Source organism: Candidatus Blochmannia vicinus, from assembly GCF_023586525.1.
In the GTDB taxonomy this organism is placed as follows: domain Bacteria; phylum Pseudomonadota; class Gammaproteobacteria; order Enterobacterales; family Enterobacteriaceae; genus Blochmanniella; species Blochmanniella vicinus.
Genome location: NZ_CP097763.1, coordinates 23,490 through 49,526 on the forward strand (window position 1 = coordinate 23,490; position 26,037 = coordinate 49,526).

24 protein-coding genes and 1 tRNA gene are annotated in these 26,037 nt (G+C 29.1%); 13 read left to right on the forward strand and 12 right to left on the reverse strand.

Going from position 1 to position 26,037, the window contains the following annotated elements; translation table 11 throughout:
- Positions 1–33: 33 nt before the first annotated feature.
- The 7 genes from M9408_RS00115 (at position 34) to M9408_RS00145 (ending at position 7,109) form a co-directional block, all read left to right on the forward strand.
- A complete protein-coding gene (locus tag M9408_RS00115) occupies positions 34–1,050 on the forward strand; it encodes a lipoate--protein ligase (RefSeq protein ID WP_250257207.1) in 1,017 nt (338 codons plus the stop codon).
- 422 nt (positions 1,051–1,472) lie between these two features.
- Positions 1,473–1,853 carry a Fe-S cluster assembly scaffold SufA gene (sufA, locus tag M9408_RS00120; RefSeq protein ID WP_250235579.1) on the forward strand — a complete coding sequence of 127 codons (381 nt, stop codon included), beginning with the start codon at positions 1,473–1,475 and terminating at the stop codon, positions 1,851–1,853.
- A gap of 15 nt (positions 1,854–1,868) precedes the next feature.
- Positions 1,869–3,365, forward strand: a complete 1,497-nt coding sequence (gene sufB / locus M9408_RS00125) for a Fe-S cluster assembly protein SufB (protein WP_250257208.1) — start codon at positions 1,869–1,871, stop codon at positions 3,363–3,365.
- Between the two features lie 51 nt (positions 3,366–3,416).
- Positions 3,417–4,154: a Fe-S cluster assembly ATPase SufC gene (sufC, locus tag M9408_RS00130; RefSeq protein WP_250257209.1), complete on the forward strand. Its 738-nt coding sequence runs from the start codon at positions 3,417–3,419 to the stop codon at positions 4,152–4,154.
- Entirely contained in the window at positions 4,138–5,427 is a 1,290-nt protein-coding gene (sufD, locus tag M9408_RS00135; RefSeq protein WP_250257210.1) for a Fe-S cluster assembly protein SufD, read from the forward strand. The genes sufC and sufD overlap by 17 nt, the downstream gene beginning before the upstream one ends.
- Entirely contained in the window at positions 5,424–6,656 is a 1,233-nt protein-coding gene (locus M9408_RS00140) for a SufS family cysteine desulfurase (protein ID WP_250257211.1), read from the forward strand. Before sufD ends, M9408_RS00140 begins: the two co-directional genes overlap by 4 nt.
- Before the next feature lie 90 nt (positions 6,657–6,746).
- On the forward strand, positions 6,747–7,109 hold the full coding sequence (locus tag M9408_RS00145; RefSeq protein ID WP_250257212.1) for a SufE family protein: 363 nt from the start codon (positions 6,747–6,749) through the stop codon (positions 7,107–7,109).
- A gap of 233 nt (positions 7,110–7,342) precedes the next feature.
- On the opposite strand, the gene M9408_RS00150 is transcribed toward M9408_RS00145, so the two are convergent.
- The gene (locus tag M9408_RS00150; protein ID WP_250235595.1) at positions 7,343–7,579 is read right to left on the reverse strand and encodes an LPP leucine zipper domain-containing protein; all 237 of its coding nucleotides are present in this window, start codon (positions 7,577–7,579) and stop codon (positions 7,343–7,345) included.
- Between the two features lie 303 nt (positions 7,580–7,882).
- Positions 7,883–7,957 (reverse strand) — tRNA-Val (locus tag M9408_RS00155).
- 323 nt (positions 7,958–8,280) lie between these two features.
- On the opposite strand from M9408_RS00155, the gene M9408_RS00160 reads away from it, so the two are divergent.
- Positions 8,281–8,922, forward strand: coding sequence for a riboflavin synthase subunit alpha (locus M9408_RS00160; protein WP_250257213.1), 642 nt, complete (start codon positions 8,281–8,283; stop codon positions 8,920–8,922).
- A gap of 123 nt (positions 8,923–9,045) precedes the next feature.
- Positions 9,046–9,375, forward strand: coding sequence for a Grx4 family monothiol glutaredoxin (gene grxD, locus M9408_RS00165; protein ID WP_250257214.1), 330 nt, complete (start codon positions 9,046–9,048; stop codon positions 9,373–9,375).
- 116 nt (positions 9,376–9,491) lie between these two features.
- Here grxD and rnt read toward each other — a convergent pair whose 3' ends face one another.
- Positions 9,492–10,145, reverse strand: coding sequence for a ribonuclease T (gene rnt / locus M9408_RS00170; RefSeq protein WP_250257215.1), 654 nt, complete (start codon positions 10,143–10,145; stop codon positions 9,492–9,494).
- 710 nt (positions 10,146–10,855) lie between these two features.
- Between rnt and slyA the strand changes: the two genes are divergently transcribed.
- The 3 genes from slyA to tyrS all read left to right on the forward strand — a co-directional run bounded on the left by slyA (position 10,856) and on the right by tyrS (position 13,625).
- Positions 10,856–11,290: a transcriptional regulator SlyA gene (gene slyA / locus M9408_RS00175; protein WP_250248843.1), complete on the forward strand. Its 435-nt coding sequence runs from the start codon at positions 10,856–10,858 to the stop codon at positions 11,288–11,290.
- Between the two features lie 274 nt (positions 11,291–11,564).
- A complete protein-coding gene (gene pdxH, locus M9408_RS00180; protein ID WP_250257216.1) occupies positions 11,565–12,215 on the forward strand; it encodes a pyridoxamine 5'-phosphate oxidase in 651 nt (216 codons plus the stop codon).
- 126 nt (positions 12,216–12,341) lie between these two features.
- Positions 12,342–13,625, forward strand: a complete 1,284-nt coding sequence (tyrS, locus tag M9408_RS00185; protein WP_250257217.1) for a tyrosine--tRNA ligase — start codon at positions 12,342–12,344, stop codon at positions 13,623–13,625.
- 120 nt (positions 13,626–13,745) lie between these two features.
- Here the strand turns inward: tyrS and nth are convergent, their stop codons facing one another.
- Positions 13,746–14,375, reverse strand: a complete 630-nt coding sequence (nth, locus tag M9408_RS00190; RefSeq protein WP_250257218.1) for an endonuclease III — start codon at positions 14,373–14,375, stop codon at positions 13,746–13,748.
- A gap of 97 nt (positions 14,376–14,472) precedes the next feature.
- Entirely contained in the window at positions 14,473–15,876 is a 1,404-nt protein-coding gene (gene fumC / locus M9408_RS00195; RefSeq protein WP_250257494.1) for a class II fumarate hydratase, read from the reverse strand.
- Positions 15,877–16,122: 246 nt separating this feature from the next.
- On the opposite strand from fumC, the gene M9408_RS00200 reads away from it, so the two are divergent.
- Positions 16,123–18,117: an inverse autotransporter beta domain-containing protein gene (locus tag M9408_RS00200; RefSeq protein ID WP_250257219.1), complete on the forward strand. Its 1,995-nt coding sequence runs from the start codon at positions 16,123–16,125 to the stop codon at positions 18,115–18,117.
- 148 nt (positions 18,118–18,265) lie between these two features.
- On the opposite strand, the gene M9408_RS00205 is transcribed toward M9408_RS00200, so the two are convergent.
- From M9408_RS00205 to cmk, 7 genes are all read right to left on the reverse strand, one after another.
- A complete protein-coding gene (locus M9408_RS00205) occupies positions 18,266–18,847 on the reverse strand; it encodes a UbiX family flavin prenyltransferase (RefSeq protein WP_250236721.1) in 582 nt (193 codons plus the stop codon).
- Positions 18,848–19,184: 337 nt separating this feature from the next.
- Positions 19,185–19,952 (reverse strand): 3-deoxy-manno-octulosonate cytidylyltransferase, encoded by a 768-nt coding sequence (kdsB, locus tag M9408_RS00210; protein WP_250257220.1) that lies wholly within the window; start codon positions 19,950–19,952, stop codon positions 19,185–19,187.
- A gap of 14 nt (positions 19,953–19,966) precedes the next feature.
- Positions 19,967–20,131, reverse strand: a complete 165-nt coding sequence (locus tag M9408_RS00215; RefSeq protein ID WP_250248901.1) for a Trm112 family protein — start codon at positions 20,129–20,131, stop codon at positions 19,967–19,969.
- 222 nt (positions 20,132–20,353) lie between these two features.
- On the reverse strand, positions 20,354–21,364 hold the full coding sequence (gene lpxK / locus M9408_RS00220) for a tetraacyldisaccharide 4'-kinase (RefSeq protein WP_250257221.1): 1,011 nt from the start codon (positions 21,362–21,364) through the stop codon (positions 20,354–20,356).
- Positions 21,364–23,115: a lipid A ABC transporter ATP-binding protein/permease MsbA gene (gene msbA / locus M9408_RS00225; RefSeq protein WP_250257222.1), complete on the reverse strand. Its 1,752-nt coding sequence runs from the start codon at positions 23,113–23,115 to the stop codon at positions 21,364–21,366. Before msbA ends, lpxK begins: the two co-directional genes overlap by 1 nt.
- Positions 23,116–23,458: 343 nt before the next feature.
- Positions 23,459–25,150, reverse strand: a complete 1,692-nt coding sequence (gene rpsA, locus M9408_RS00230) for a 30S ribosomal protein S1 (RefSeq protein ID WP_250257223.1) — start codon at positions 25,148–25,150, stop codon at positions 23,459–23,461.
- Positions 25,151–25,225: 75 nt separating this feature from the next.
- Entirely contained in the window at positions 25,226–25,945 is a 720-nt protein-coding gene (cmk, locus tag M9408_RS00235; protein WP_250257224.1) for a (d)CMP kinase, read from the reverse strand.
- Positions 25,946–26,037 lie beyond the last annotated feature (92 nt).

The window sequence follows — 26,037 nt, forward strand, 5'->3', positions numbered from 1 at the left end:
TATCAGATATTAAATCCTGATAAAGGAAGATTTATGTGTCGTTTGAGATTATTATTTTCTGACTCTTATGATCCATGGTTTAATTTATCACTTGAAGAATATATGTTTAAAAACATACCTGAAAACCAATCCATATTATTTTTATGGAGAAATCAAAATACAGTGGTAATAGGACGAGCTCAAAACGCATGGAAAGAATGCAACACTCGCCGTATGGAACGGGATGGCATTAAATTAGCTAGAAGAAGTAGTGGGGGTGGCGCTGTATTTCATGATTTAGGTAATACTTGTTTTACCTTTATATCTACCCAAAAAAATTACAACAAAAAATTATCCACTAATATAGTTTTAAATGGATTGCATCATATTGGAATTAAAGCTAGCTTCTCTGGACGGAATGATCTTATCATCAATACAACAGAAGGAGAACGTAAAATTAGTGGTTCTGCATATCGTGAAACACCTAGATGTCAATTTCATCACGGAACATTGCTCTTACATGTTGATATTGATAAACTTACTTATTATCTTAACCCAGATATCAAAAAATTGAAGACTAAAGGAATTGCCTCTGTTCGCTCCCGTGTTGCTAATTTAAACCAATTAAAACCTGATATTAATCATGAAGAAATATGCCAAGGATTAACAAAGGCATTTTTCGAGCATTACAAAATGAGAGTAACACCAGAAGTATTCTCTATAGAGAATACTTCTCATATCCCAGGATTTTCTGATCAATTTAACAAACAACGTGACTGGAACTGGAATTTTGGCAATACTCCTATATTTACACATCAACTAGACACCCGTTTTGATTGGGGTAATGTAACATTACATTTTAATATAAAACATGGAATAATTGATTGTTGTCACATTTTTACCGATTGTTTAGAACCAGACCCTTTAGAAAAATTAGAAAAAAAATTAATAGGTATCCCATATAATACCAAAAGTGTTTCACATTGTTGTACACAATGGATAAAAAACTGGCCTCAATATAAAAAAGAATTACTAGAAGCTTCTGATTGGCTAATTAAGAATATATCATAATTTTATTATTAGTTTTATGTTAATCTTAATTACTAACTGATGTGTTTATTAATTTTTTAATATGATTATACATATACAGCTTTATACCTACTGATTATAATAAAATCGTATATAAATTATAATATAATTTCATTGGTCTTAAACATAGGCCATGCATACATACTATATATATTAATAATATGGTTTCTAAAATAGATTATATTTACTGTTTGAAAGTATAAATATTAATTTCAAAACACCATTAAAAAAATTAAACCTATGCTGTTTATAGAAATTGTGCTATATGGTGACATAATGCAATATATAAATAAATTATATAATATATGAAAATACTTTACGATTATAAATATTTAATACAATAAAATAATTAAAATATTACTTTGATAAAAATATTACATAATAAATTTAAAAGGTAATTTATAATGAAAAATGATATCCAAAAAAATACACATTATATGATTAAAAACCATGTTTCTTGGAGCGGCTTAACCCTAACAGATGCAGCAGTGCAACAAATTCTTCATGTAAAAAACAAAGATCCTGATATTTTAGGATTAAAAGTAACCATAAAAAAATCAGGGTGCGCGGGCTTTACATATATTATGTCTAAAGTTGTATCATTAAATGATAATAACCTAATGTTTGAACGTAATGGAGCTAAATTATTTATACCATTAGATGTAATGCCATTTATTGATGGAACTGAATTAGATTATGTAGAAGAAGGATTAAATCATATGTTTAAATTTAATAATCCTCAAGCTCAATATTCCTGTGGATGCGGTGAAAGTTTTGGAATTTAAAAAACAGGTATTATTATGATACGCAATAACTTTAACATATACGATATTAATAAAAATTTAACTACAAATAATGAATTGTATTACAAAGAAGGTTTTTTTACTAAATTAAGCAATGAAGAACTCAAACAAGGTATTAATGAAAATGTAGTATATGCTATTTCAAAAAAAAGATTAGAACCAAAATGGATGTTAGAATTTAGACTTGCAGGTTATCATGCCTGGTCTAATATGAAAGAACCACATTGGTTAAAAGGACATTATCAAAAACTTGACTATAATTCTTACAGTTATTTTTCTGCTCCAGCATGTGTCGAAAATAAAAAAGATCACAAAATACTAAAAAATACAAACACTCTTTTAAATAAATCAAAATACTTAACCAAAGAAGTCAAGAAAACCTTTAATAAACTAGGTATACCAATACATGAAAAAGGAAACGTTGCAGTTGACGCTATTTTCGATTCAGTTTCTGTGTCTACTACATTTCGTACTACTTTATTAAAAAAAGGCATCATTTTCTGCTCATTTTCCGATGCTATTCGTGATTATCCAGATTTAGTACGTCAATATTTAGGGACTGTAGTATCTTTTAAAGATAATTTTTTTGCTGCACTCAACGCTGCGGTTGTATCTGATGGTACATTCGTATATATTCCTAAAAATGTACGTTGCCCTATGGAATTATCGACTTATTTTCGTATGAATTCTAAAAAAACTGGGCAATTTGAACGCACTATTTTAATTGCCGATACAGGCAGTTATGTTAGTTATATTGAAGGATGTTCAGCTCCAATGCACGATAATTATCAACTTCACGCAGCAGTGGTAGAAGTTATCGTACTAAAAGACGCCCAAGTAAAATATTCAACAGTACAAAACTGGTTTTCTGGTAATCAACGTTCTCAATCTGGAATTTTAAACTTCGTTACTAAACGAGCGCTATGTGCTGGAGAAAATTCTAAAATGTCTTGGACTCAATCTGAATCTGGTTCTGCCATTACTTGGAAATACCCAAGTGTAATCTTAAAAGGCAATAATTCTATTGGAGAATTTTTTTCCGTTGCTATTACTAATGGCATACAACAAGCAGATACCGGAACAAAAATGATTCACATTGGAAAAAATACACACTCAACCATTATTTCAAAAGGTATCGCTCTTGGAAATAGTCAAAATACTTATCGAGGATTAGTAAAAATTGCAAAAACTGCTTCAAATTCACGCAACTTTACACAATGCGATTCAATGCTGATAGGTAAACAGTGTGGTTCTCATACATTTCCAATCATTGAGTCACATAATAATAGTACACAAATAGAACACGAAGCTACAACTTCACGAATCAGTGATAATCAATTGTTTTATTGTAGACAACGAGGTATTAATGAAGATGATGCTATCTCTATGATTGTAAATGGATTTTGTAAAGATATACTTTCTAAATTACCTTTAGAATTTTCTATAGAAGCACAAAAATTGCTAGCAATCACATTAGAGCACAGTGTTGGATAAAATTTATACTTTAAGTACCGTAAACATAGTCATTCAAAAAGGAGAATCACAATGCTATCAATAAAAAATTTGAATGTCAGTGTAAAAGATATGTCTATTTTAAAAGAACTAAATCTAGAAATTAATCCAGGTGAAATACATATTATTATGGGACCTAATGGATCTGGAAAAAGCACATTATCTGCTACACTATCTGGTCAACAAGATTATGTTGTTACTGATGGGGAAATTTTATTTAAAAATAAAAATTTATTACTTCTAAAACCAGAAGAACGTGCCGGCGAAGGAATTTTTGTAGCGTTTCAACATCCAGTAGATATTCCAGGAATTAGCAATCAATTATTTTTACATAGCGCTGTTAATGCCATACGGAAATATAGAAATCAATCTCTTATTGATCGATTTGATTTTATTCAACTCGTTCAAAAAAATATGAGATTATTAAAAATGCCCTCTGATCTTTTAACTAGATCAGTAAACGTCGGATTTTCTGGAGGTGAAAAAAAACGTAATGATATCCTTCAAATGATAATGCTAGAACCATTACTATGTATTCTTGATGAAACAGATTCTGGTTTAGATATAGATGCGGTAAAAATTGTTTATAACGGTCTTAATTTGTTAAGTAATAAAAAACGTTCATTTATCATCATCACGCATTACCAAAGAATTTTAGAATACATTAAACCAGATTATGTTCATATACTGCACAAAGGCCATATTATAAGATCTGGTCATATAGATTTAGTCAAAAAGCTTGAGGAACAAGGCTATGGCTGGTTGTCTTGATAATAAAAATAGAGTACTAAATGAATGGTACCAATTATTTAAACAAAAAAATAGTAATAATTCAAGCTTAATGCATAAACATTGGAAACGCATTGAAACGCTCGGATTACCAGATCTCAACAATGATAATTGGAAATATACTTCACTTGAAGAATTTTTAACCCACAATTTTGACTTCTCCAAAAATGTTGAATTTAACGAGTTTCAATATAAAAAATTAAGACTTTCTATAGATTCCTATTGTCTAACATTTATCAACGGTAAATTCTCACCGGAATTAAGTGATAAAAATATTGATCCATGGATAATTAAAATCAATCATAATTCCAATCATTATGAGACACCTAATCCAATTCAACCGGAGATGTTCTTATATTTAACTGAATGCCTAAGTGATGCAACGATACATATAACTTTACCTGAACAAAAAATAACAAAAAAACCACTATATCTGCTATATATTAATGAAGGATCTAACGAAAAAAATAAATTAATTACATCGCATTATTATCACTGTCTTGAAATCGGATGCCATTCCAATACCTGTGTTATAGAACATTTTATTAGTATAAATAAAAGCGCACACTTTAGTGGCGCACGTATGTCTATGAAAATAAAAAATAACGCTAAATTACGTCATATTAAATTAGTATTTGAAAATCGTGAAAGTTACCATATAGCACATAATGATATTAACGTAGGACAGCATTCAAATGTAGACAGTAGTATCTTTGTTATTCTTGGCCCTAAACTTACATGTCATCAAACCAGCGCACAGATCAATCACTCAGGAGCATCCTTGTCGCTAAATAGTTTAATTTTGCTATCAAAAAAAGATATTGGAGATATACGAACTTATTTAGAACATAATAATCAAGAATATGCTATAAGTAGACAAACACATAAAATAATTGCATGTGATTATAGTACTGGTGTGTTTAATGGATTAATAAAAGTAAATCCAAATTCTATAAAAACTGACGGAAAAATGACAAATAATAACTTACTATTACACCAAAATGCAAACATTAGTAGCACCCCTAAACTTGAGATTTACTCCGATGATGTAAAATGCAGTCATGGATCAACAATAGGACAAATTGACGCTGAACATCTATTTTATCTGAGTACACGAGGTATTCCAAAAAAAGATGCATTAAAAATGCTTATTTACGCTTTTTCTATTGAAATTACAAGATCAATTGAAAATCCTATAGTACAAGATACCGTTTTAGAAAGAATTAATAAAGCTTTATCAAGGATAACGACATGACAATGTATCCTATAAAAAAAATTAGATCAGATTTTCCCATATTAAATCGTATTATTAATCAACACCCTCTTACCTATCTTGATAGTGCCGCAGCTGCTCAAAAACCTAATATTGTTATAGACGCGCAAGCTCATTATTATCGCAATGAATATGCTGCCGCGCATCGAGGCATTCACACGTTAAGTGCTGAATCAACTGATCAAATGGAAATAGCACGCTTACATATAGCCAATTTTATTAATGCATCTAGAGAAGAAATTGTTTTTGTTAAAAACACTACTGAAGCTATTAACTTAATTGCCAATAGTTGGGGACATAATTTTACAAATTACGGAGATAATATTATTCTGACTGAAATGGAACATCATTCCAATATCGTTCCATGGCAAATATTAGCAAAAAACAGAAAAATAATATTGAATTATATACCATTAACTTCCAGCGGTACATTAGATATATCTAGCTTATCAAAGCTTATTAACCATCGTACTCAGCTTTTATCAATATCACATATATCTAATGTTTTAGGAACAATAAACCCATTAATAGAAATAATTAATATAGTGAAAAAAAAAAGCGATGCTTTAATACTAGTAGATGGTGCACAAGGAATTGCGCACCAACCAGTAGATGTACAGAAATTAGATTGTGATTTTTATATATTTTCTGGACATAAAATATACGGACCCTCTGGTATTGGTGTCATGTATGGAAAAAAAAAATTACTTCAAAAAATGCCTCCATGGATAGTAGGAGGAGGAATAGTTCAAAATGTAAGTTTAATTCAAGATACGACGTTTATAGAGTCTCCTTGGAAATTTGAATCAGGTTCCCCTAACGTTGGTGGTATTGTAGGATTAGATAAGGCAATCGCATATGTCAAAACAATAGGCATTGACAAAATTTATGCGCACGAAGACCAACTAATACATTATGCTACAAATATACTACAAAAAATTCCAGGTTTAATATTATACGGTCCAAAAAGTATGCGAAGTAGCATTATTGCTTTTAATATTGGTACACATCATTCATACGATGTTGGAATATTATTAAATCAATATGGTATTGCTATACGAACGGGACATCATTGCGCGATACCTACTATGAATTATTTTAAAGTACCAGGTATGTGCCGTGCATCATTTGCTATGTATACAAATAAAGAAGATATCGATCGCTTAGCACACGGATTAACTAAAGTACAATGTTTACTTAATCAACAATAATTATACTAAAACAAAATAATGACAAATTTCCCAACAAAAGCGCAATTACTACGAAATTTTTTAAGTTGTACCAATTGGGAAGAAAGATATATGTATATCATCGACCTAGGAAAATTATTACCTGAATTTCCAAAAAATATGAAAATAAAAAAATATTTAATTTCTGGATGTCAAAGTCAAACATGGATCGCTTTAACTAACTCTGTAATGCCCTATAATGATTTAATCACGTTACATGGATATAGCGATTCTTCTATTGTAAAAGGAATTATCACTATAATTTTCAGTTTATACCAAGGATTAAATTTACAAGAAGCTGTTAACGTTGATATTAAACCATTTTTAATAAATCAATTACAATTAAAACAAAACTTAACTATATCTCGGTCCCAAGGAATATACTTAATATTAAATTCTATACATTCTCAAGCTCATTCTTTATATAAACTGTAATTCTTATACTCTACATACATCGATAAATTATAATTAATTGTTCATTTTGAAACTTGTTAATAAAACGAAAAAACACAACACCATTGACTCCCTATCAGGATTTGATAGGGAGTCAATGGTGTTGTGTTTTTTCGTTACATCTTATCGTGATAATAACAACCCGTAAGTTATATTAAATTTTATATATAATTCAATAATTATAAATATACATATTTTCTACATTCCCACTTAAATTACTTATGATAAGAAGTAGCTTGGTTATCAATACGTTGATTAGCTCGTGCTGCCTCGCTTTTATTTTTTTCTACTTCAGGACGCAAACTATCTATATCATTACTAATCTGATCAATTTTTTCACTTAAATCATGCACTTCAGAAGACAACTCTTTTATTTTAGTTGTACTTGCACAACTAGCTAATACAAAAGAACTTAAAATAATTGCAGAACATATTAATCTATCACGATTCATCTTTAATATTCTCCTTTATTAAATATACTTAAATTATATATAACTTATATCAAACATATCTTAATAGATATGTTACTTATTTTCATTTCTCAACCAAGAACATCCATGTAATAAATATAATTATGTAATCATAACTTTCTATATTTTTCTGTAAAACAACAAAACCATTATATTTTTATATAAATAAAAAAATCACAGTTTTATCTTAAATTCAGTACCGCCAATATATTGGGTTAAATAATTTTATAACTTGTATAAAAGCAACTTACAATCATTTCATTTAGTATGTTTTATTACAACTAATGCGTTCTAATGGACTTGAACCATCGACCTCTACCATGTCAAAGTAGTGCTCTAACCAATCTGAGCTAAGAACGCATACACAACGACAATAAAATTGTTACTACATCTACTCCTCAGTATCACTACATTCCATTAACTTTAATGATTTTACTGACTTTTCTAAAAAAATTAACCAATGTGATTTAAAAAATAAAAATTAAATAATCCCTCTTCACAAAAATTAACCATGTATAATTTTATCACATGTCAAATGTTTTTAAAATGTCATTATACAATGAAAACACATTTTTATTATAGTTATTTAAATGTCTTCAAGATATGTTTAACAAAAAAAAGGTGTATGTTATACTGAGCATTAAATATAATTTGACATTATACATGATAGTATTTGAAAAAATATGTTTTCAGGTATTATACAAGCTATCGTTCCCGTTCATGCAATTAATGTAACAACTGATTTTAAAACATATATAGTTACATTACCAACACATTTGCTTTTAAATTTAAAAATTGGTTGTTCTATATCAAACAATGGATGTTGTTTAACAGTTATTGCAATTAAACACAATCTGGTCAGTTTTAACCTAATACATGAGACATTAAAACTAACTAATATGGGTATGTTAAAAGTAGGAGACTTAATTAATATAGAAAGACCACTTAGTTATCATTCTGAGGTTGGCGGACATTTAATGAGCGGACACATTGATTGTACTGGAAAAATCAAAAAAATAATAACTTCAAAAAATAATAAAATAATATGGTTTAGGATAAAAAATAAATATTTTCAAAAATATATCCTACAACAAGGATCCATTGGTGTAGAAGGAGTAAGCCTTACGATAAGTAAAATACATAACAATTATATACGTGTTTGTTTAACTCCATATACCGCAATAAAAACGACACTTGGAAATAAACAAATAAATAATATAATAAATATTGAAATTGACATTATTACAAAATCTGTTATAAACAGTGTTGAAAGAATGTTATCAATTGTTAATTTAAAAAATAGTACTTCTATTAACAATAAATAAAAATATATAACTAAATTTAAAACTTAATTATAAGTATTGAATTAATTTTAAAGATAGACAGAACTAATAAAATTACATATAAAATTTACTAAATATAATTTAAATTTTTTACTAATAATACAAATGAATCATGCAATAGAAAAAATTAAAAATCAAATTAAAAAAAATACCATTGTCTTATATATGAAAGGTGCTCCAGACGACCCTAAATGCGGATTTTCTTCAAAAGCTGCTCAGGTGTTGTCTATTTACATCCGATCCTTTTTTTACGTTGATGTATTAATTCATACAGATATTAGATGTGCTTTACCAACATTTTCTAATTGGCCTACTTTTCCTCAATTATGGATAGAGGGAAAATTAATAGGAGGCGCAGATATCATAATTAATATGCATCGAACAGGAGAACTAAAAGCTCTAATTGATAAAGTTAAATTAAAAAATAACTTATAATTATATTAATTTACTTGTTTATAAAATAATACTTGGGCTATGTAATGTCATTCTACATCGTATTGAAAAAATTTTCTTCTTACTATGAAAAAATTATACAAAAACAATAATAATGATTAAAAATCAGAGCCACAAGGGGTTAATGGCCACCCGCCGAGTCTTTTCCATTTATTTACCAATTCGCAAAATAACATCGCAGTCCGCTCAGTGTCATATAATGCGGAATGTGCTTTTTTTTTATCAAAAAAAACTCCTGCATGAGCACATGCCTTAGCTAATACTGTTTGCCCAAATACCAAACCACTTAAAGTAGCAGTATCGAATGTAACAAAAGGATGAAATGGATTATTTTTCATAAAACTTACACGTTCTACTGCTGCCATCAAAAAACTATGATCAAAAGACGCGTTATGCGCTACAATAATAGCACGACTACATTCTTGAATTTCAATACCCTGGTGTACCATTTCAAAAATTTCACGTAATGCTTCTTGCTCTGTCACTGCAGATCTGCAGGGACTATTTAAGTCAATCCTATTAAATGCCAATGATTCTGGTTGAATAATAGCCCCAGGAAATGATTTAATATGAAAATTAATAGAATCATCAACGCACAACCAACCATATTCGTCCATTTTAAGAGTAACAACAGCAATTTCTAATAAAGCATCAGTATTAGCATTCAGACCTGCTGTTTCTACATCAATTACAACTGGATAAAACCCACGAAATCGTGCTCGAAGAGTATTTTGATCATCTTTATGAATCATATTGATTGTAAAATTATATCTACATGAAATAAACGATTAATATTATCACAGATTGTAATATATCTTCACCATTTATTATATAAAATTACGATGGTTTTATTATTAATAAATAACAAACAATCAGTTTTTTAAAATAACAGAACTTGCTTATTTCAAAAACAATTTAATAAACACAAAAATCCCTGCAAATTTAAAATATTAATTAAAATTTTTTTAATACAACCTACTATTAAAATTGATTATTTATTTATTAACAAAATATTTTTACTCAATCAAGTAATTATAATTTCTTATACTAAAAATATTTAAATTATAAAAATAAACTATAATAAAATTTTATTAAAATTACAAATATGTAAATATTGTATATTTTATTTATATAAAATCATAAATAAAAATTAATCTATTCATAAAAACATACACCATTCTTATTAATTTTTTAATTACTTCATATATTTGTCCCTTAAAAATAAATAATGTTAATATAATAAAATTTTTTAAATAATTATTTACTCTTATATTTTATGCATATATACTTTAATGAATTAAATTCTATATAATAACATATTATAATTGATTACCTATAATCATAATCATGTATAATATGACGTATTATTATAATAAATAATATACTTATATAAATGGCAATTAACTTACTTATACTCAATAATATATCTAAATAGAATCAACTTAATTAAAAGGAAAAAAAATTGGAATCACCATTAGGATCAGATTTAGCGCGTCTTGTGAGAATATGGCGCGCTTTAATTGATCATCGTTTAAAACCTTTAAAACTTACACAAACGCATTGGATTACATTACATAATATTTGTCAACTACCTCCAGAACAATCTCAAATCCAATTAGCAAAAGCCATAGGGATCGAACAACCATCTTTAGTAAGAACGCTAGACCAACTTGAAGAAAAAGCGTTAATTATCAGACACACTTGTGTTAATGATCGACGAGCTAAACGAATTAAATTAACTGACAAGGCTCAACCTGTTATTATCGAAGTAAATCAGGTTATTTCTACTACTAGAAACGAAATTTTTAGTGGAATCAATCATGAAGAAATAATTTTTCTAAATAAAATTATTTCTAAATTAGAAAAAAATATCATAAACTTACATAATAAAAATTAAATACATTTATGAAATAAATAATATATATTATCAATAATATTAATTAAAAAATTTATAATAACAAACTTTTTTAGTTCTTAACTTACTATAAATATCTAATAATTACTATTTACTACTAATAAATAGTAATTTATTTACAAGAAAATAATCTATATTATAAATACTAAAATCTACTAATTATTATTCTTATCTTTTCTAGAGTTATTATTTATTTTAAATAATAACACAAGATATGTTATTGTATTTTATAATAATTAACGCTGAATCATATTTTATGTCAATAAATAACACCAATATCTCTCACATCAGACGAGAATATACATCCGGACATCTGCGTCGTTCAGACTTGACTGATCAGCCTATTCTATTATTTTCAATATGGCTAAATCAAGCTTATTTTGCACAAGTACCTGATCCTACCGCAATGTGTTTAGCTACAGTAGATCACACTGGTCAACCTTATCAACGTATAGTGCTATTAAAAGAATTTACCAATAAAGAAATGATATTTTTTACTAATCTTAATAGTCGTAAAGCTATACATTTAGCTAATAACCCAAAGATTAGTTTATGCTTTCCTTGGAATATAATAGATAGACAAGTGATAGTAACCGGAACCGTTTATAAACTTTCAGAAAAAGATGTTTTAAAACAATTTTATACACGCCCAAAAAATAACCAAATTAGTACATGGGTATCCAATCAATCTAAAATTATCTCCTCTAAAAATATTCTTAACAACAAATTTTTAGAATTTAAAAAAAAATATTCAGATAAAAAAATACCATTTCCTGAATTTTGGGGTGGATATAAAATTAATATAAATAGTATGGAGTTCTGGCAAGGCGGAATAAATAGATTACATGACCGATTTATATATCAACGATACAATCATACATGGAATGTTTACCGTTTAGCTCCTTAATTGTAACTACTGTAATTCCAATAAATTTGATAATATATAAAAATATAATCAGATTAATATAATAATATTCCATGTATAAATATAATCATATTAAATCCCTATTTAATTTTCTAAAAATATATCTATATGAACAATAAACATTTAAACATAATACAATATTTACATGAACGTAATTTAATAGCACAAATCACAAATAAAAAATCATTGATTGAAACATTAAAATCAAAATCAATAACTTTATATTGTGGATTTGATCCCACAGCTGATAGCCTACATATAGGACACTTAATTCCACTATTATGTTTAAGACAATTTCAGATATTTGGGCATCGCCCTTTAATCCTAATAGGAGGAGGTACTGGATTAATAGGAGATCCAAGTTTTAAAGAATCAAGGCGAAATATTAATCTAATTGATACAGTACAACAATGGTCAGAAAAAATAAAACGTCAAATTTCCCTATTTGTAGATTGTTCCTGTGGATCACATTCACAAGCTTCTATAGTTAACAACTATGACTGGTTATCTTCTATCTCGTTCTTAACATTTTTAAAAGATATCGGAAAATTTTTTTCTGTAAATAAAATGATTAACAAAGACTCCATAAAAAAAAGATTACAAAAAAACAACTATGGAATCTCTTATTCTGAATTTTCCTATAATTTATTACAAAGTTACGATTTTGCTCATTTGTATAAAAACTACAACACAATACTACAAATTGGAGGTTCTGATCAGTGGGGGAACATCGTTTCAGGAATTGACTTAATACGTCGAATATATAAAAGTACTGCCTACGGACTTACTGTGCCTTTGCTTACTAAATCTGATAATATTAAATTTGGAAAAACAGAAAAAAATACAATATGGCTAGATGGAAAAAAAACTAGTCCTTATAAATTTTATCAATATTGGATTAACTCTTCTGACAAAGAAGTATATCATTTTCTTAAATTCTTTACCAATATAGACATAGATACAATTAACATATTAAAACAAAAAGATAGTATTAGTAATTCAAAACCACAAGCTCAAACTATATTAGCAGAAAAACTTACCCGATTAGTTCACGGGAAAGAAGGATTGAAAACTGCTCAAAACATTACTAATAATCTTTTCATGGGACAGATACATAAATTAACTTTAGATGATTTTGAGCAACTATTACAAGATGGCGTACCGACTGTGCTACTTAAGTCGGGCATTACATTACAACAAGCACTGGTAGAATCTAACTTAGTATCTTCTCGAACGCAAGCACGAGAATTAATCATATCTAACAGCATTACCATAAACTCAAAAAAACAACTAAAAACAGAATATGTTTTTCACGCTACTGATAGATTATATGATCGTTTTACTTTATTAAGACGCGGGAAAAAAAATTATTGTTTAATTAAGTGGGAATAAACAACTATAGTAACTCATTACTATCTAATCAAAATTGACATTTTTAAAAAAATATAAAAAGTTTATAACCTCATCCCACCTATAATATTTGTAATAATATATGTTTCTTATACATACAGATCATATTTTTTCCTTAAACTCACACAAATCTTTAATTATACAAATACAGCAATTTGGACGTTTAGCTCGACAAATATTCCTTCCATGTAACATAAACCACTGATGACAATTATTTTTAAATTCTTTTGGAACCACCGATAACAATTTCTTTTCTACAGACAAAACATTGTTTCCTGACGCAAAACAACTGCGATTACAAAATCTAAAAACATGTGTATCCACTGCAATTGTAGGCCGACCAAAAATTAAATTTAAAACAATATTAGCAGTTTTACGTCCAACTCCAGGTAAAGATTCTAATCCAACGCGACTTGACGGTAATCTACTATTATAGTTTTCTACTAATAAATGACAAGTTTCAATAATATTTTTAGCTTTAGTGTTAAATAAACCAATAGATTTAATGTAATTTTTCACTCCGTCTAAACCAAGTCGTAACATGTCCTTTGGGGTATTAGCTACTTGAAACAACCTCTTTGTGACTTTATTAACTTGAACATCACTTGTTTGAGCTGAAAGTAACACCGCAATTAACAATTCAAATTCTGATCGATAAATTAATTCTATAACTGGATCTGTATTATTATCTCGTAACTTACACAAAATTTGATAACGTTTAATACGATTCATTAATGAAACTTCATTCTTTTATATTATTTTATAAAACAATACATAATACCTTACTGTCAATGAAATTTTATATACTATTATAACCACAATAATGGTATCATAATATTTTAGAAGAGTTAATCATATTTTTAGGACAAACCCATTCATCAAATTGTTTTTCATTTACATAACCTAATTGCAACGCAGATTCTTTTAAACTTAACCCTTCTAAATGTGCTTTTTTAGCAATTTCTGCTGCTTTATCATATCCAATATAAGGATTCAATGCAGTAACCAACATAAGAGAACTATCAAGCAATTCTGAAATTCGTTGATGCTTCGGTTGAATTCCTATAGCACAATATCTATGAAAACTATCTATACCATCTGATAGCAAACGTACTGATTGCAAAAAATTATATATAATTAATGGTCTATATACATTTAACTCAAGATGACCAGATGATCCACCAATGTTTATACTAACATCATTGCCCATAACCTGAGCACATAGCATAGTCATAGATTCACATTGAGTTGGATTAACTTTTCCAGGCATAATCGAACTGCCTGGTTCATTTGCAGGAATACTTAATTCGCCTATTCCACATCTAGGGCCAGAAGATAATAAACGCACATCATTAGCAATTTTCATCATAGAAACTGCTAAACCTTTCAAAGAACCATGGCTATGCACCAATGCATCGCATGTTGATAACGATTCAAATTTATTTGGTGAACTAATAAAGTTATATTTAGTAATAAGTGATAAAACATCAGCAACACGTTCAGCATATTCCGGGTGAGTGTTAATACCCGTGCCTACTGCCGTACCTCCTAACGCTAACTCACATAAGTGAGGAATAGTAACTTCTATATGATCTGTGCTATGCCTCAGCATAGATACCCAGGCAGAGATTTCTTGCCCCAAAGTCAACGGGGTAGCATCTTGAAGATGAGTACGCCCTATTTTAATGATATCATTAAACTTCACAGACTTATCAACCAAGGTTTTTTGTAATACTTTTATTTTAGGTATTAATTGCTCGTTTAAATTAACTACTGCTGCAATATGCATTGCACTAGGAAAAACATCATTTGAACTTTGATTTTTATTGACATGATCGTTCGGATGCACAAATTTATTATTTACATTATGCTTATTACTCAATAATTCATTAGCTCGATTAGCCAAAACCTCATTCATATTCATATTACTTTGAGTTCCAGATCCGGTTTGCCAAACAGATATTGGAAACTCATCTTTGTATATTCCAGACAATACTTCATCTGCAGCTTGAATAATCGCTCGAGCTCGTTTACAATCTAACAGTCCTAGATCGTAATTTACTTGGGCTGCTGCACGTTTAATTTGTGCTAACGCATGTATTAATGAAAAAGGCATTTTTTCGTTGGAAATATTAAAATATTTTAATGCGCGTTGTGTTTGAGCGCCCCATAACCGATTATTTGATACTAATACTGTTCCCAGTGTATCTTTTTCTATACGTACAGTCATAATAGTAATAAGAATTTTAACTATAAATTTGTCAATTTATTTTTATTAATCTCAAAAAATATGTACTAATTTTTACACTATATAAGTTATTAGTGGTATCATTTTTGAGATGTAGATTTTAAAACTAAATTTTATTATTTTAACAAATTCAAGTATATTATCGACTTATTTAAAATAATAAAATTAAAATCTAAGTACAGGATACATTATTTATATATTTAAATACATCAATTAATATAAAAAATTAAAATGTTAATTTTTATCATACTAGGAGTAATGTTACAAGCACTCATATATAATGAAATTGCTTGGTGTGACATACTCAAAAACCGTACTAAATTTAATATTAACGACAATATATTTCAAGTTGATTCATATCAACAAAAAATAAAACTATATACGTACGATGATCACAAACATAACACTCTGAACATTTATCCCTATACAATTCATAAACCAAATGTTCGTAGCCATTATAACTATAAATCTCCGTTTTCTTCTGCCTACAGATCTAAAATACAATTACAAAATGATTCAGTAAACATATTTCATTCATTTCGAACACAACATAATATATATCAAGAAAATCTATCCTTTATGCAACTAGGAGTACATAATCTTTTATCAAAACAAATTTTAAATTTTGGAGGAGGAAAAAGACACCTATATAATAACAAACATGCTATTGGATGCAATACCTTATATCACTGTCCTATTTCTAATCAAAGCAACCAACCATGCTCAATTAATTTCGGTATAGAATATTGGCTGAATAATACATTTTTAATGCTAAGTAATTACTATAATTTAGACAATATTTTTACTTCTAAAAAATCATTGCAACAATATGATATAAAAAATCCAAACAGTGGTTATCAAATGCATATTCAATTTAAATTTCCACATTTTTTAGAATTTACTGGGAAAATAAAATTAGAACGACTTCTTTATGACAAAAAATATGAAAAAATTTTTAATACAAAAAACAATGACTATTGTTTATCACTAAATTTAAATTATAAACCCATTCCCATATTAGGTTTTAATGTAAATAATATTTTTATAAACAAAAAATATTATAATACCATTTGTCAGATATTAATTGACTACCAATTTGGAATTCCTATTTCAGAACAAATACAATACACAAATACAAACAATACGTCCCTATTAAAATATCTTGATACTATAATACAACCATTTATACCTACTGTAATTCAACACAATAATTGCATGTTTCTTAACAATCATAGTAACGAAAAATCATTCCCACATACTCAACAAATAACAGGTTATCCCGGAGAAATCAAAATAATTGAAACTAACAATCATAACGATAAATCTGAGCAATGGAATTTTAATGCGTTACAAAATCAAGGAGGAAATGCTATTCTAATAACAAATAATACCTATGCGCTTTATTTACCCAACCATCCTATCACTAAAGAAGATGACATCTTTATTTCATATATTACTAATGCAACTCAAAATAATGATCAGAAACAAAAAAAACAAAATATACATATTTTAGTAAAAAATTTTTCACAAAAAAAACTATCTAGTACACAACAAAATAACATCTCTGCTGCTATTACTGTTAATAATGACTCCGGAATCAATGTTACAGAAAATACAATCAAATATTTTCCAACGAACAAGGAAGATCATCACAATTTCAAAAATGAAACATCAATTCCTCATCTCATTATAGGAAATGATGCTATAACAGAAAAAACAAAAAATATTGAAGAAATACAAGATGATTTTGTATTTCCAGCCCCTCCTCCCCCTCCAATTCCTGTTCTGTTTTCAGAAAAACAATCAACAACAACAGTAATGGCATCGTCCACGCCAAATGCTACGTTGTTATCATCTTCAGATTACTCAACAACAATTCCTTTTAACAAAGAATACCAAACTTCTTCTTCAAGAAGCAACGATGAATATCAAATAACACATGATAATACTTTTCCAGAATATTCTGATATTGAATTTAATGCAAATGATGATTTATCACAGCGCTTATCAATGCACAAAAAATATAAATTTTCTTTAATAGGTACTACAGAACATATGAACAAACTCGAAAATGTCATATCGGAACGCAAAAAAACTACACTCCCTAGTAGCGATATGGCACAAATACTTTTAAAATTAAATCTCAGTAACCAATCTTCCTCACCATCTATTAGTGAGGATTGTGATACAGACGACAGTAATGATAGCTTTAATTCTAAAAACTAAAATTGATTACTTTATAAATTATTAAAACTAATTTTATTTTTAAAAATTTTAAACCTAAATCATTAATATTGTACAAACAATATCAAATCATCTGTTATTCGATCGTATCGATGACGTTCAATTTAATCGTAATAAGATTATTATAATTTCAGTGATTAATTCCTAACCAAATAGAAGAGGTATTAGCATTAATTCCAAATAAATTTAGAGCTCTAACCACAGTATAGAAAACAACATCATCTATAGTTTTTGGATGTACGTAATATGCAGGAACAGGCGGCATAATTACTGCTCCAAATTCTGTTAATTTGACCATTGTACGCAAATGTCCCAAATGTAATGGGGTTTCCCTAATCATTAACACTAATCTACGTTTCTCTTTTAATGTTACATCTGCAACACGACCAATCAACGATGATGTCACTCCCGAACTAATTTCCGACATAGTCTTGATAGAACACGGAGCAATTAACATGCCCAAAGTTGGATACGATCCACTAGCAACTGATGCTCCCATATCTTGCGGAGAATGAACAACATCTGCTAATTCATATATAGCTTGTTTATTCATCTTTAATTCTTGCTGTAATGTAATCAATGCATTTCGAGTGACAATAAGATGAGATTCTACATTTAAATTACATTTTTTTAATATGGTTAACGCGCGAATCCCATAAACACCCCCAGATGCACCTGATATTCCTACTACTAAACGTAATTGCTGCTGCATGATTTTTACCATATTCCATATTAACATAAATAAGCACATAGATAATTCTTTAATAATACAGTACTACATAGCGCAACTAATATTTTTTACGTTATAAACTAATAAAAATTACTCATATATCTTATAAGATCTAACCGTCCACATTAAAAATGTATGTCTTTATATTTACTATTAATAATAGTATTTACTAATTAACTAAGGTATTAGTAATAATGTAAAAATAAAAAATAAATAAAACATCTAAAATTTTACTTATGTTATTTAAAAAATAATTTATACCATACCTTATTACATGATCAATAAACAATAATGTTGTTGCTCAATATGAAAAGTTCACTCAATCATTTCCAAATAACATGTTAACACGTCTCAATGATTCTGGAGTATCTACGCTAATATTAAACACATTATCAATTACTGATACATATATTGTTCCTCCATGCCATAGTACTCTAAGCTGCTCTAGTTGCTCAAGCTTCTCCAATGGGCTTTTAGTCCATTTAATATAATGATACAAAAAATTAACTTGATATGAATAAATACCGATATGACGTAATAAAATTCTAGATGGCCTACTATCTGGATGATTATCAAAATATCCCCGATTCCATGGAATCATAGAACGAGAAAAATAAAGAGCATTGTTATTCATGTTTATGACAACTTTAACAACATTATTATCACATGCCTCTTTTAAAGAATGCAACGATGTTGCTAAAGTGGCCATACCAGTAGTAGATTTAACCGCATCTAAAGTATTAGCAACTTGACGAATCATGATAGGGGAAATTAAAGGCTCATCACCTTGAAGATGCACAATAATTTGATTGTCTGGAAATTTATAATTAGCAGCTACTTCTCCAAGACGTTCAATTCCTGACTGATGATCAGAACGCGTTAAATATACTTCTCCTGACGATCGTTCTGATTCAACTACCTGAGCTATACGAACGCTATCAGTCGCGACAATTACTTTATCAGCGCCGGAATCTAAAGCTTTTTCCATAACACGAACAATCATAGGTTTTCCGTGAATATCTGCTAAAGCTTTCCCTGGAAAACGTGTCGAAAAAAATCGGACAGGTATAATTACTACAAAATTCATTTTTTACCCTTTTGTCACATAATACTACGAGCATCTTTTTTTAAAAGAACCGGAATTCCTTTTCGCATCGGAAAAGCTAAATTATCAACGTTACAAATTAACTCTTTTTGTTCTAAATCAAAATATAACTTTGAATAACATATAGGACACACAATTATACTTAATAACCGATATCTCATCATAATATAATAAAGCCACCAAATACTAATTTTTTACGCGTTTTGTATATCCTTATTGCATGCAATTTATTTTAAAAATATAAAATAACTCATTACCATGACAATAATTTGTATCACTATATAAATAAATACATTAAATCCTCAATATATAATATATTTGTTGAATTCTAATATACAAAACAACTATGTCATTGATAAATGTCGCCATAATGGGGACAACTTCTATATATTAGAATTATAATCTTTATAATACCTAATCTTATTCTCTACCGCACATAACAAACTATCTGTATCTATTTTATTTATTTTAACCTCCATACGCACATACCACCAGTTATTACGCGCAAAATCTAAGCATTTAACTGCATCTTTTTCAGTCATTAATAATATTTCATTTTTTTTAGTCAAAGACGTCAACATTCTTTCATAATATATCTGATGATCAGAAAATGAAATTGTTCTAATAGGAGTAACGCCATAATTTTTTAAAGTACCAAAAAACTGTGTAGGATATCCGATTCCTGCTATAGCCACAACATTACTCAAACAATTAAGAGATCTACTTTCTCCTGTTAACATATTTATTACAGTACTAGGATATAATTGCATTAATACCTCTCCAGCAAGTCTATCTTCCTTAGATCCATTGACAATAACTGCTTGTACTGTATGTAGTCTGTTCATTCGCTCACGCATAGGACCCGCTGGTAGCCAACAACCATTTCCAAATCGAAATAAACTATTAACTACTACCCATTCTATATCTCTGAAGAGCGCATAATGTTGCAGACCATCATCACTTATTATAATATCCAATTCTTGTATTCGTAATAAAGCAGCAACTGCATCAGCACGTTTCGGAGAAACCGCTACTAAAACTCCAGTACGTCTCCAAATCAGCATAGGTTCATCGCCACATTCATTACTGTTAGTATTTATATTAATAACAATTGGATAATGCTTTGATTTACCTTTATAACCCCGTGAAACAACTCCAACCTTCCAACCACGATATTGCAACTGTTCTACTAACCATAACACCATTGGTGTTTTCCCATTTCCTCCGATTGTTACATTTCCTATAATCACTATTGGCACCGAGAATCTGTATACTTTACGCCATCCATGCTGATAACTAATGCGATTAAGCGTACTCACTAACCCATATAGCCAAGAAAATGGGAGCAAAAATAAATAACACAATGATGACCTAAACCAAATACAAGTAAACATTAAGAAAATTGTAATCTATATAATTGAGCATAAATCCCTTGGTGACGTATCAAAACTTTATGTACACCACGTTCTATAATATAACCATTTTCAATCACCAATATTTCATCCGCATTTTCAATAGTAGATAACCGATGCGCTATAATCAATGACGTTCTATTTTCTTTCAATGCATCAAGTGATTTATTAATAACATACTCTGATGCAGCATCTAAAGCAGAAGTAGCTTCATCAAAAATTAAAATCGGACAATTTCTTAATAAAGCACGTGCAATAGCAATACGTTGACGTTGTCCGCTGGATAACAAAATACCATTTTCACCTACAATAGTGTCCAATCCATTTTTCATTTTAGAAATAAAATCCATAGCACACGCCATGTGAGCTGCAGTTTCAATGGATTCTCTAGAATAAACATTCTTACGTGCATATGCTATATTATTAGCAATAGTATCATTAAATAAATGAACATGTTGAGATACTATAGCTACTTGATTACGTAAGGAAGAGAGTTTATAATCATTTAAGTTAAAACCATCAAGCAATATACGTCCTTTGTTTATATCATAAAACCGAGTTAATAAATTTACGATAGTAGATTTTCCAGAACCAGACCGCCCCACTAAAGCAACAGTTTTCCCTGCTTCAATAGCAAAATTAATTTTATAAAGCGATGGTGTATTTTTATCAGGATAAAAAAAAGTAACGTTGTCAAAAACAATATGTCCCTTTACTCGTTTAATATTAAGTGTACCTCGATCTTTTTCTGTTTCTAAATCCAGAATAGAAAATAAAGTTTGACAAGCTGCCATTCCACGTTGGAATTGAGCGCTAACATTAGTCAAAGATTTTAATGGCTTCATCAAAACTATCATAGATGAAAAAATAACAGTAATCGTTCCAGCAGTAAGCATTTCCATAACACTTGGAATACTAGCTGCATACAGTACGCACGCTAATGCTAATGATGCAAGAAATTGGATCAACGGATCAAAAATAGATGAAGTTTGTACCATCTTCATACTTTGCTGTCTCATACAATTACTTACATGATTAAATCGATCTTTCTCTGTATGTTGACCTCCAAACACTAACACTTCTTTATGTCCTTTAAGCATTTGTTCAGCGCTGCTAGTTAATTGACCCATAGCGCTCTGCATCTTTTTACTGATTGCTCTAAATCTATAAGACACGAATTTAATAGTGATAGACACTATGGGGGCAATTAATATCAACACTAATGATAATTGCCAACTATAATAAAACATCATGATACATAAACCAATAATAGATGCCCCTTCTCGAATAACGGTGATTAAAGCTCCAGAAGAAGAAGAAGCAACTTGATCAGAATCATAAGTAATTCTAGATACCAACGTGCCGGTAGATTGTTTTACAAAAAACGAAACTGGCATATTCATGATATGCTTAAACAATGCACGTCTCATCTGCATTACTACTTTTCCAGATACCCAGGATATACAATAAGTGGAAGCAAACCCGCTAAACCCACGAACACCCATCAATCCAACTAAAGCTAATGGCATCCATACAAATACATCTCTATTGGCTCTTCCAAATCCATCATCAAGTAAAGGTTTTAATAAAGCTAACATTAAAGCATCACTTGTTGCATTTAAAATTAAAGTAATAGTTGCAACAACCAACCCTATTCTAAAAGGAAAAATTATTGGCCAGAGACGACGAAAAGTTTGCCAAGTAGAGGAATAATTTTTGTTGTACCGCGACATTTATGTCCCTGACACCAGAGTTTATTTATGATAAAACATACAGATAAATCTCACTTAACACAACTACAGATAGATATAGCACGGTTTAAAATTTATCAAATATCTCCAGTATAAACTCTTACGAAATACACCATGTTAAAATATAAACACTACCATATCTATACACGTTTACTATTTCCTATTATATATTTCTATATGAATCATATAGAAATATGAACACAAATACTACATGTATATCACCACAATTTTCATTTATTTTTATATTTATAATTTACTGACATCCTCCTTGACGTAATATACCAATAAATTAACATATATACCAAAAATACTTACAATATAGTAGTTATTCACTTTTAGTTGCTGCTTTAAATGCCTCCACCATAACATTAGAAAAATTTTTATCTTTCTCTTTGCTATGATTCCCAACAATATTTATTTCCGATTGTTTATTTAAATCACGTGTATTATATTCAGATAAAGTAACAATCCTATTTTTTCGATCTACTCCATCTAATATTGCCTGTATATCATTTCCTACATGTAATGTAGTATACATTATTTTATCAATAGACTTATTATGTGATGCATCAGTCATGCATAAATATCCAGTTACAGCATTATCACCCAATGTTACAGTTATTCCCTTTTCATCTATAGAAATTATTCTTCCAGATACTATACTTCCTTTTTTATGAGCAACCAAATAGATATTTAAAGGATCTTCTGTTAATTGCTTAACGCCTAAAGAAATACGTTCCCGTTCAGCATCTACTTGTAAAACCACTGCCATTATTTCATCACCTTTTTTATACTTATTTACAGCTTCTTCATTGGATAAATACCAAGAAATATCAGAAAGATGCACTAATCCATCAATACCTCCTTCTAATCCTATAAAAATGCCGAAATCAGTAATCGATTTTATTCTCCCCATAACTCGATCACCTCTATTATACATGTCTGCAAACTTCTGCCATGGATTAACTTTACATTGTTTTAACCCTAAAGAAATTCTTCGACGCTCCTCATCAATGTTCAATACCATTACTTCAACAGATTCCCCTATAGTTACTACTTTAGAAGGATGAATATTTTTATTAGTCCAATCCATTTCAGACACATGCACCAATCCTTCTATCCCTCCCTCAATTTCAATAAAACACCCATAATCAGTTAAATTAGTCACTTTTCCTATTAATTTATTTCCTTCTTGATAACGCTTAATAATTGCTGTCCATGGATCTTCGCTTAATTGCTTAAGACCTAAAGACACACGAATACGCTCTCGGTCAAATTTTAATACCTTTACAATAATTTCATCTCCAACGTTTACTATATCGCTAGGATGTTTAACGCGTTTCCACGCCATATCAGTAATATGTAGCAATCCATCCACTCCTCCTAAGTCGATAAAAGCGCCATAATCAGTTAAGTTTTTTACTATCCCTTTAATTTCTATTCCTTCATGTAATTTATTTAATAATTGATCACGTTCAACACTATTTTCAGATTCAATCACGGCACGACGAGACACTACAACATTATTACGTTTATGATCTAATTTAATTACTTTAAATTCCAACTCTTGTCCATCTAAAAATGAAGTATCACGTATTGGTTTAACATCTACCAAAGAACCAGGTAAAAAGGCGCGTACTCCGTTTACTTCAACAGTAAACCCTCCCTTTACTTTACCGTTAATAATTCCCGTAACGGTAGTCATTTCTTGATATGCTTGTTCTAATAATAACCAAGATTCATAACGTTTGGCTTTTTCACGAGACAACACAGTCTCTCCAAATCCATCTTCTACCGCATCCAATGTAACATCAACATAATCACCTACTGAAACTTCTAATTCTCCTTGAGAATTATAAAATTGCCCGATAGGAATAGCAGATTCTGATTTTAATCCTGCATCGACTAATACAATATCTTTCGAAATCGAAACTACAACCCCATGAACAATAGATCCAGGACAAGTTTCTGTTTTTTTTAAAGATTCTTCAAATAGCTGAGCAAATGATTCTGTCATCTTTATAATCTTCAATTTTTAATTAACATCCATCATATATCCATTCTTGATGAAGTTATAACAAATATCTCATCACTATCCTTGATTATGAGTAGTATTATATAGCACTGTTGATGATAATACTAGACTCTCTCTAATATACATAAGTACTTTAGTTTTTACTTCTTCTGCAGATAAATGAGTTGAATCTAACATTAATGAATCAATCGCAGGAATCAACGGCGCTAATTTTCGATTATAATCACGTTCGTCTCGTTCTCTTATTTGCGATAATAAAGTTCTAAAATTAACATTAAAACTTTTATTATGCAACTGATGTAACCTGCGACTCTTTCTTTCTTTAAAAGAAGCATACAGAAAAATTTTTAACATTGCACTAGGAAAAACTACCGTTCCCATATCACGTCCATCAGCAACAAGTCCTGGATACTTACAAAATGTACGTTGATACATCAACAAATTTTTACGTACTTGATAAAAAGTAGCAATTTTAGACGCATAATTTCCTATATTTTCTGTAAAAATATTTTTTTTAACTTCCTTACCATTTAATGATATTATAAATCTATTTTTACTATTTATAAAAGCTATGTGTATAGTGTCAATAAGTACTGCTATTTTTTCTTCATGGTTAATATTAATTTTGTTTTCTAAAGCTATTAACGCTAAAATTCGATAAATAACTCCTGAATCTAATAGATTCCATCCAAGAATTTTCGCCAACTGTCTCGATAGGGTTCCTTTGCCTACTCCACTTGGCCCATCAATAGTGATAACCGGAAATATGTTGTTCACACACGATCTCCTTATAGCGAACAATACTCATTATGATGAAATTGAATTTCACATATTTTATAAAACCTTAATAATCATAAACCCTAATATAT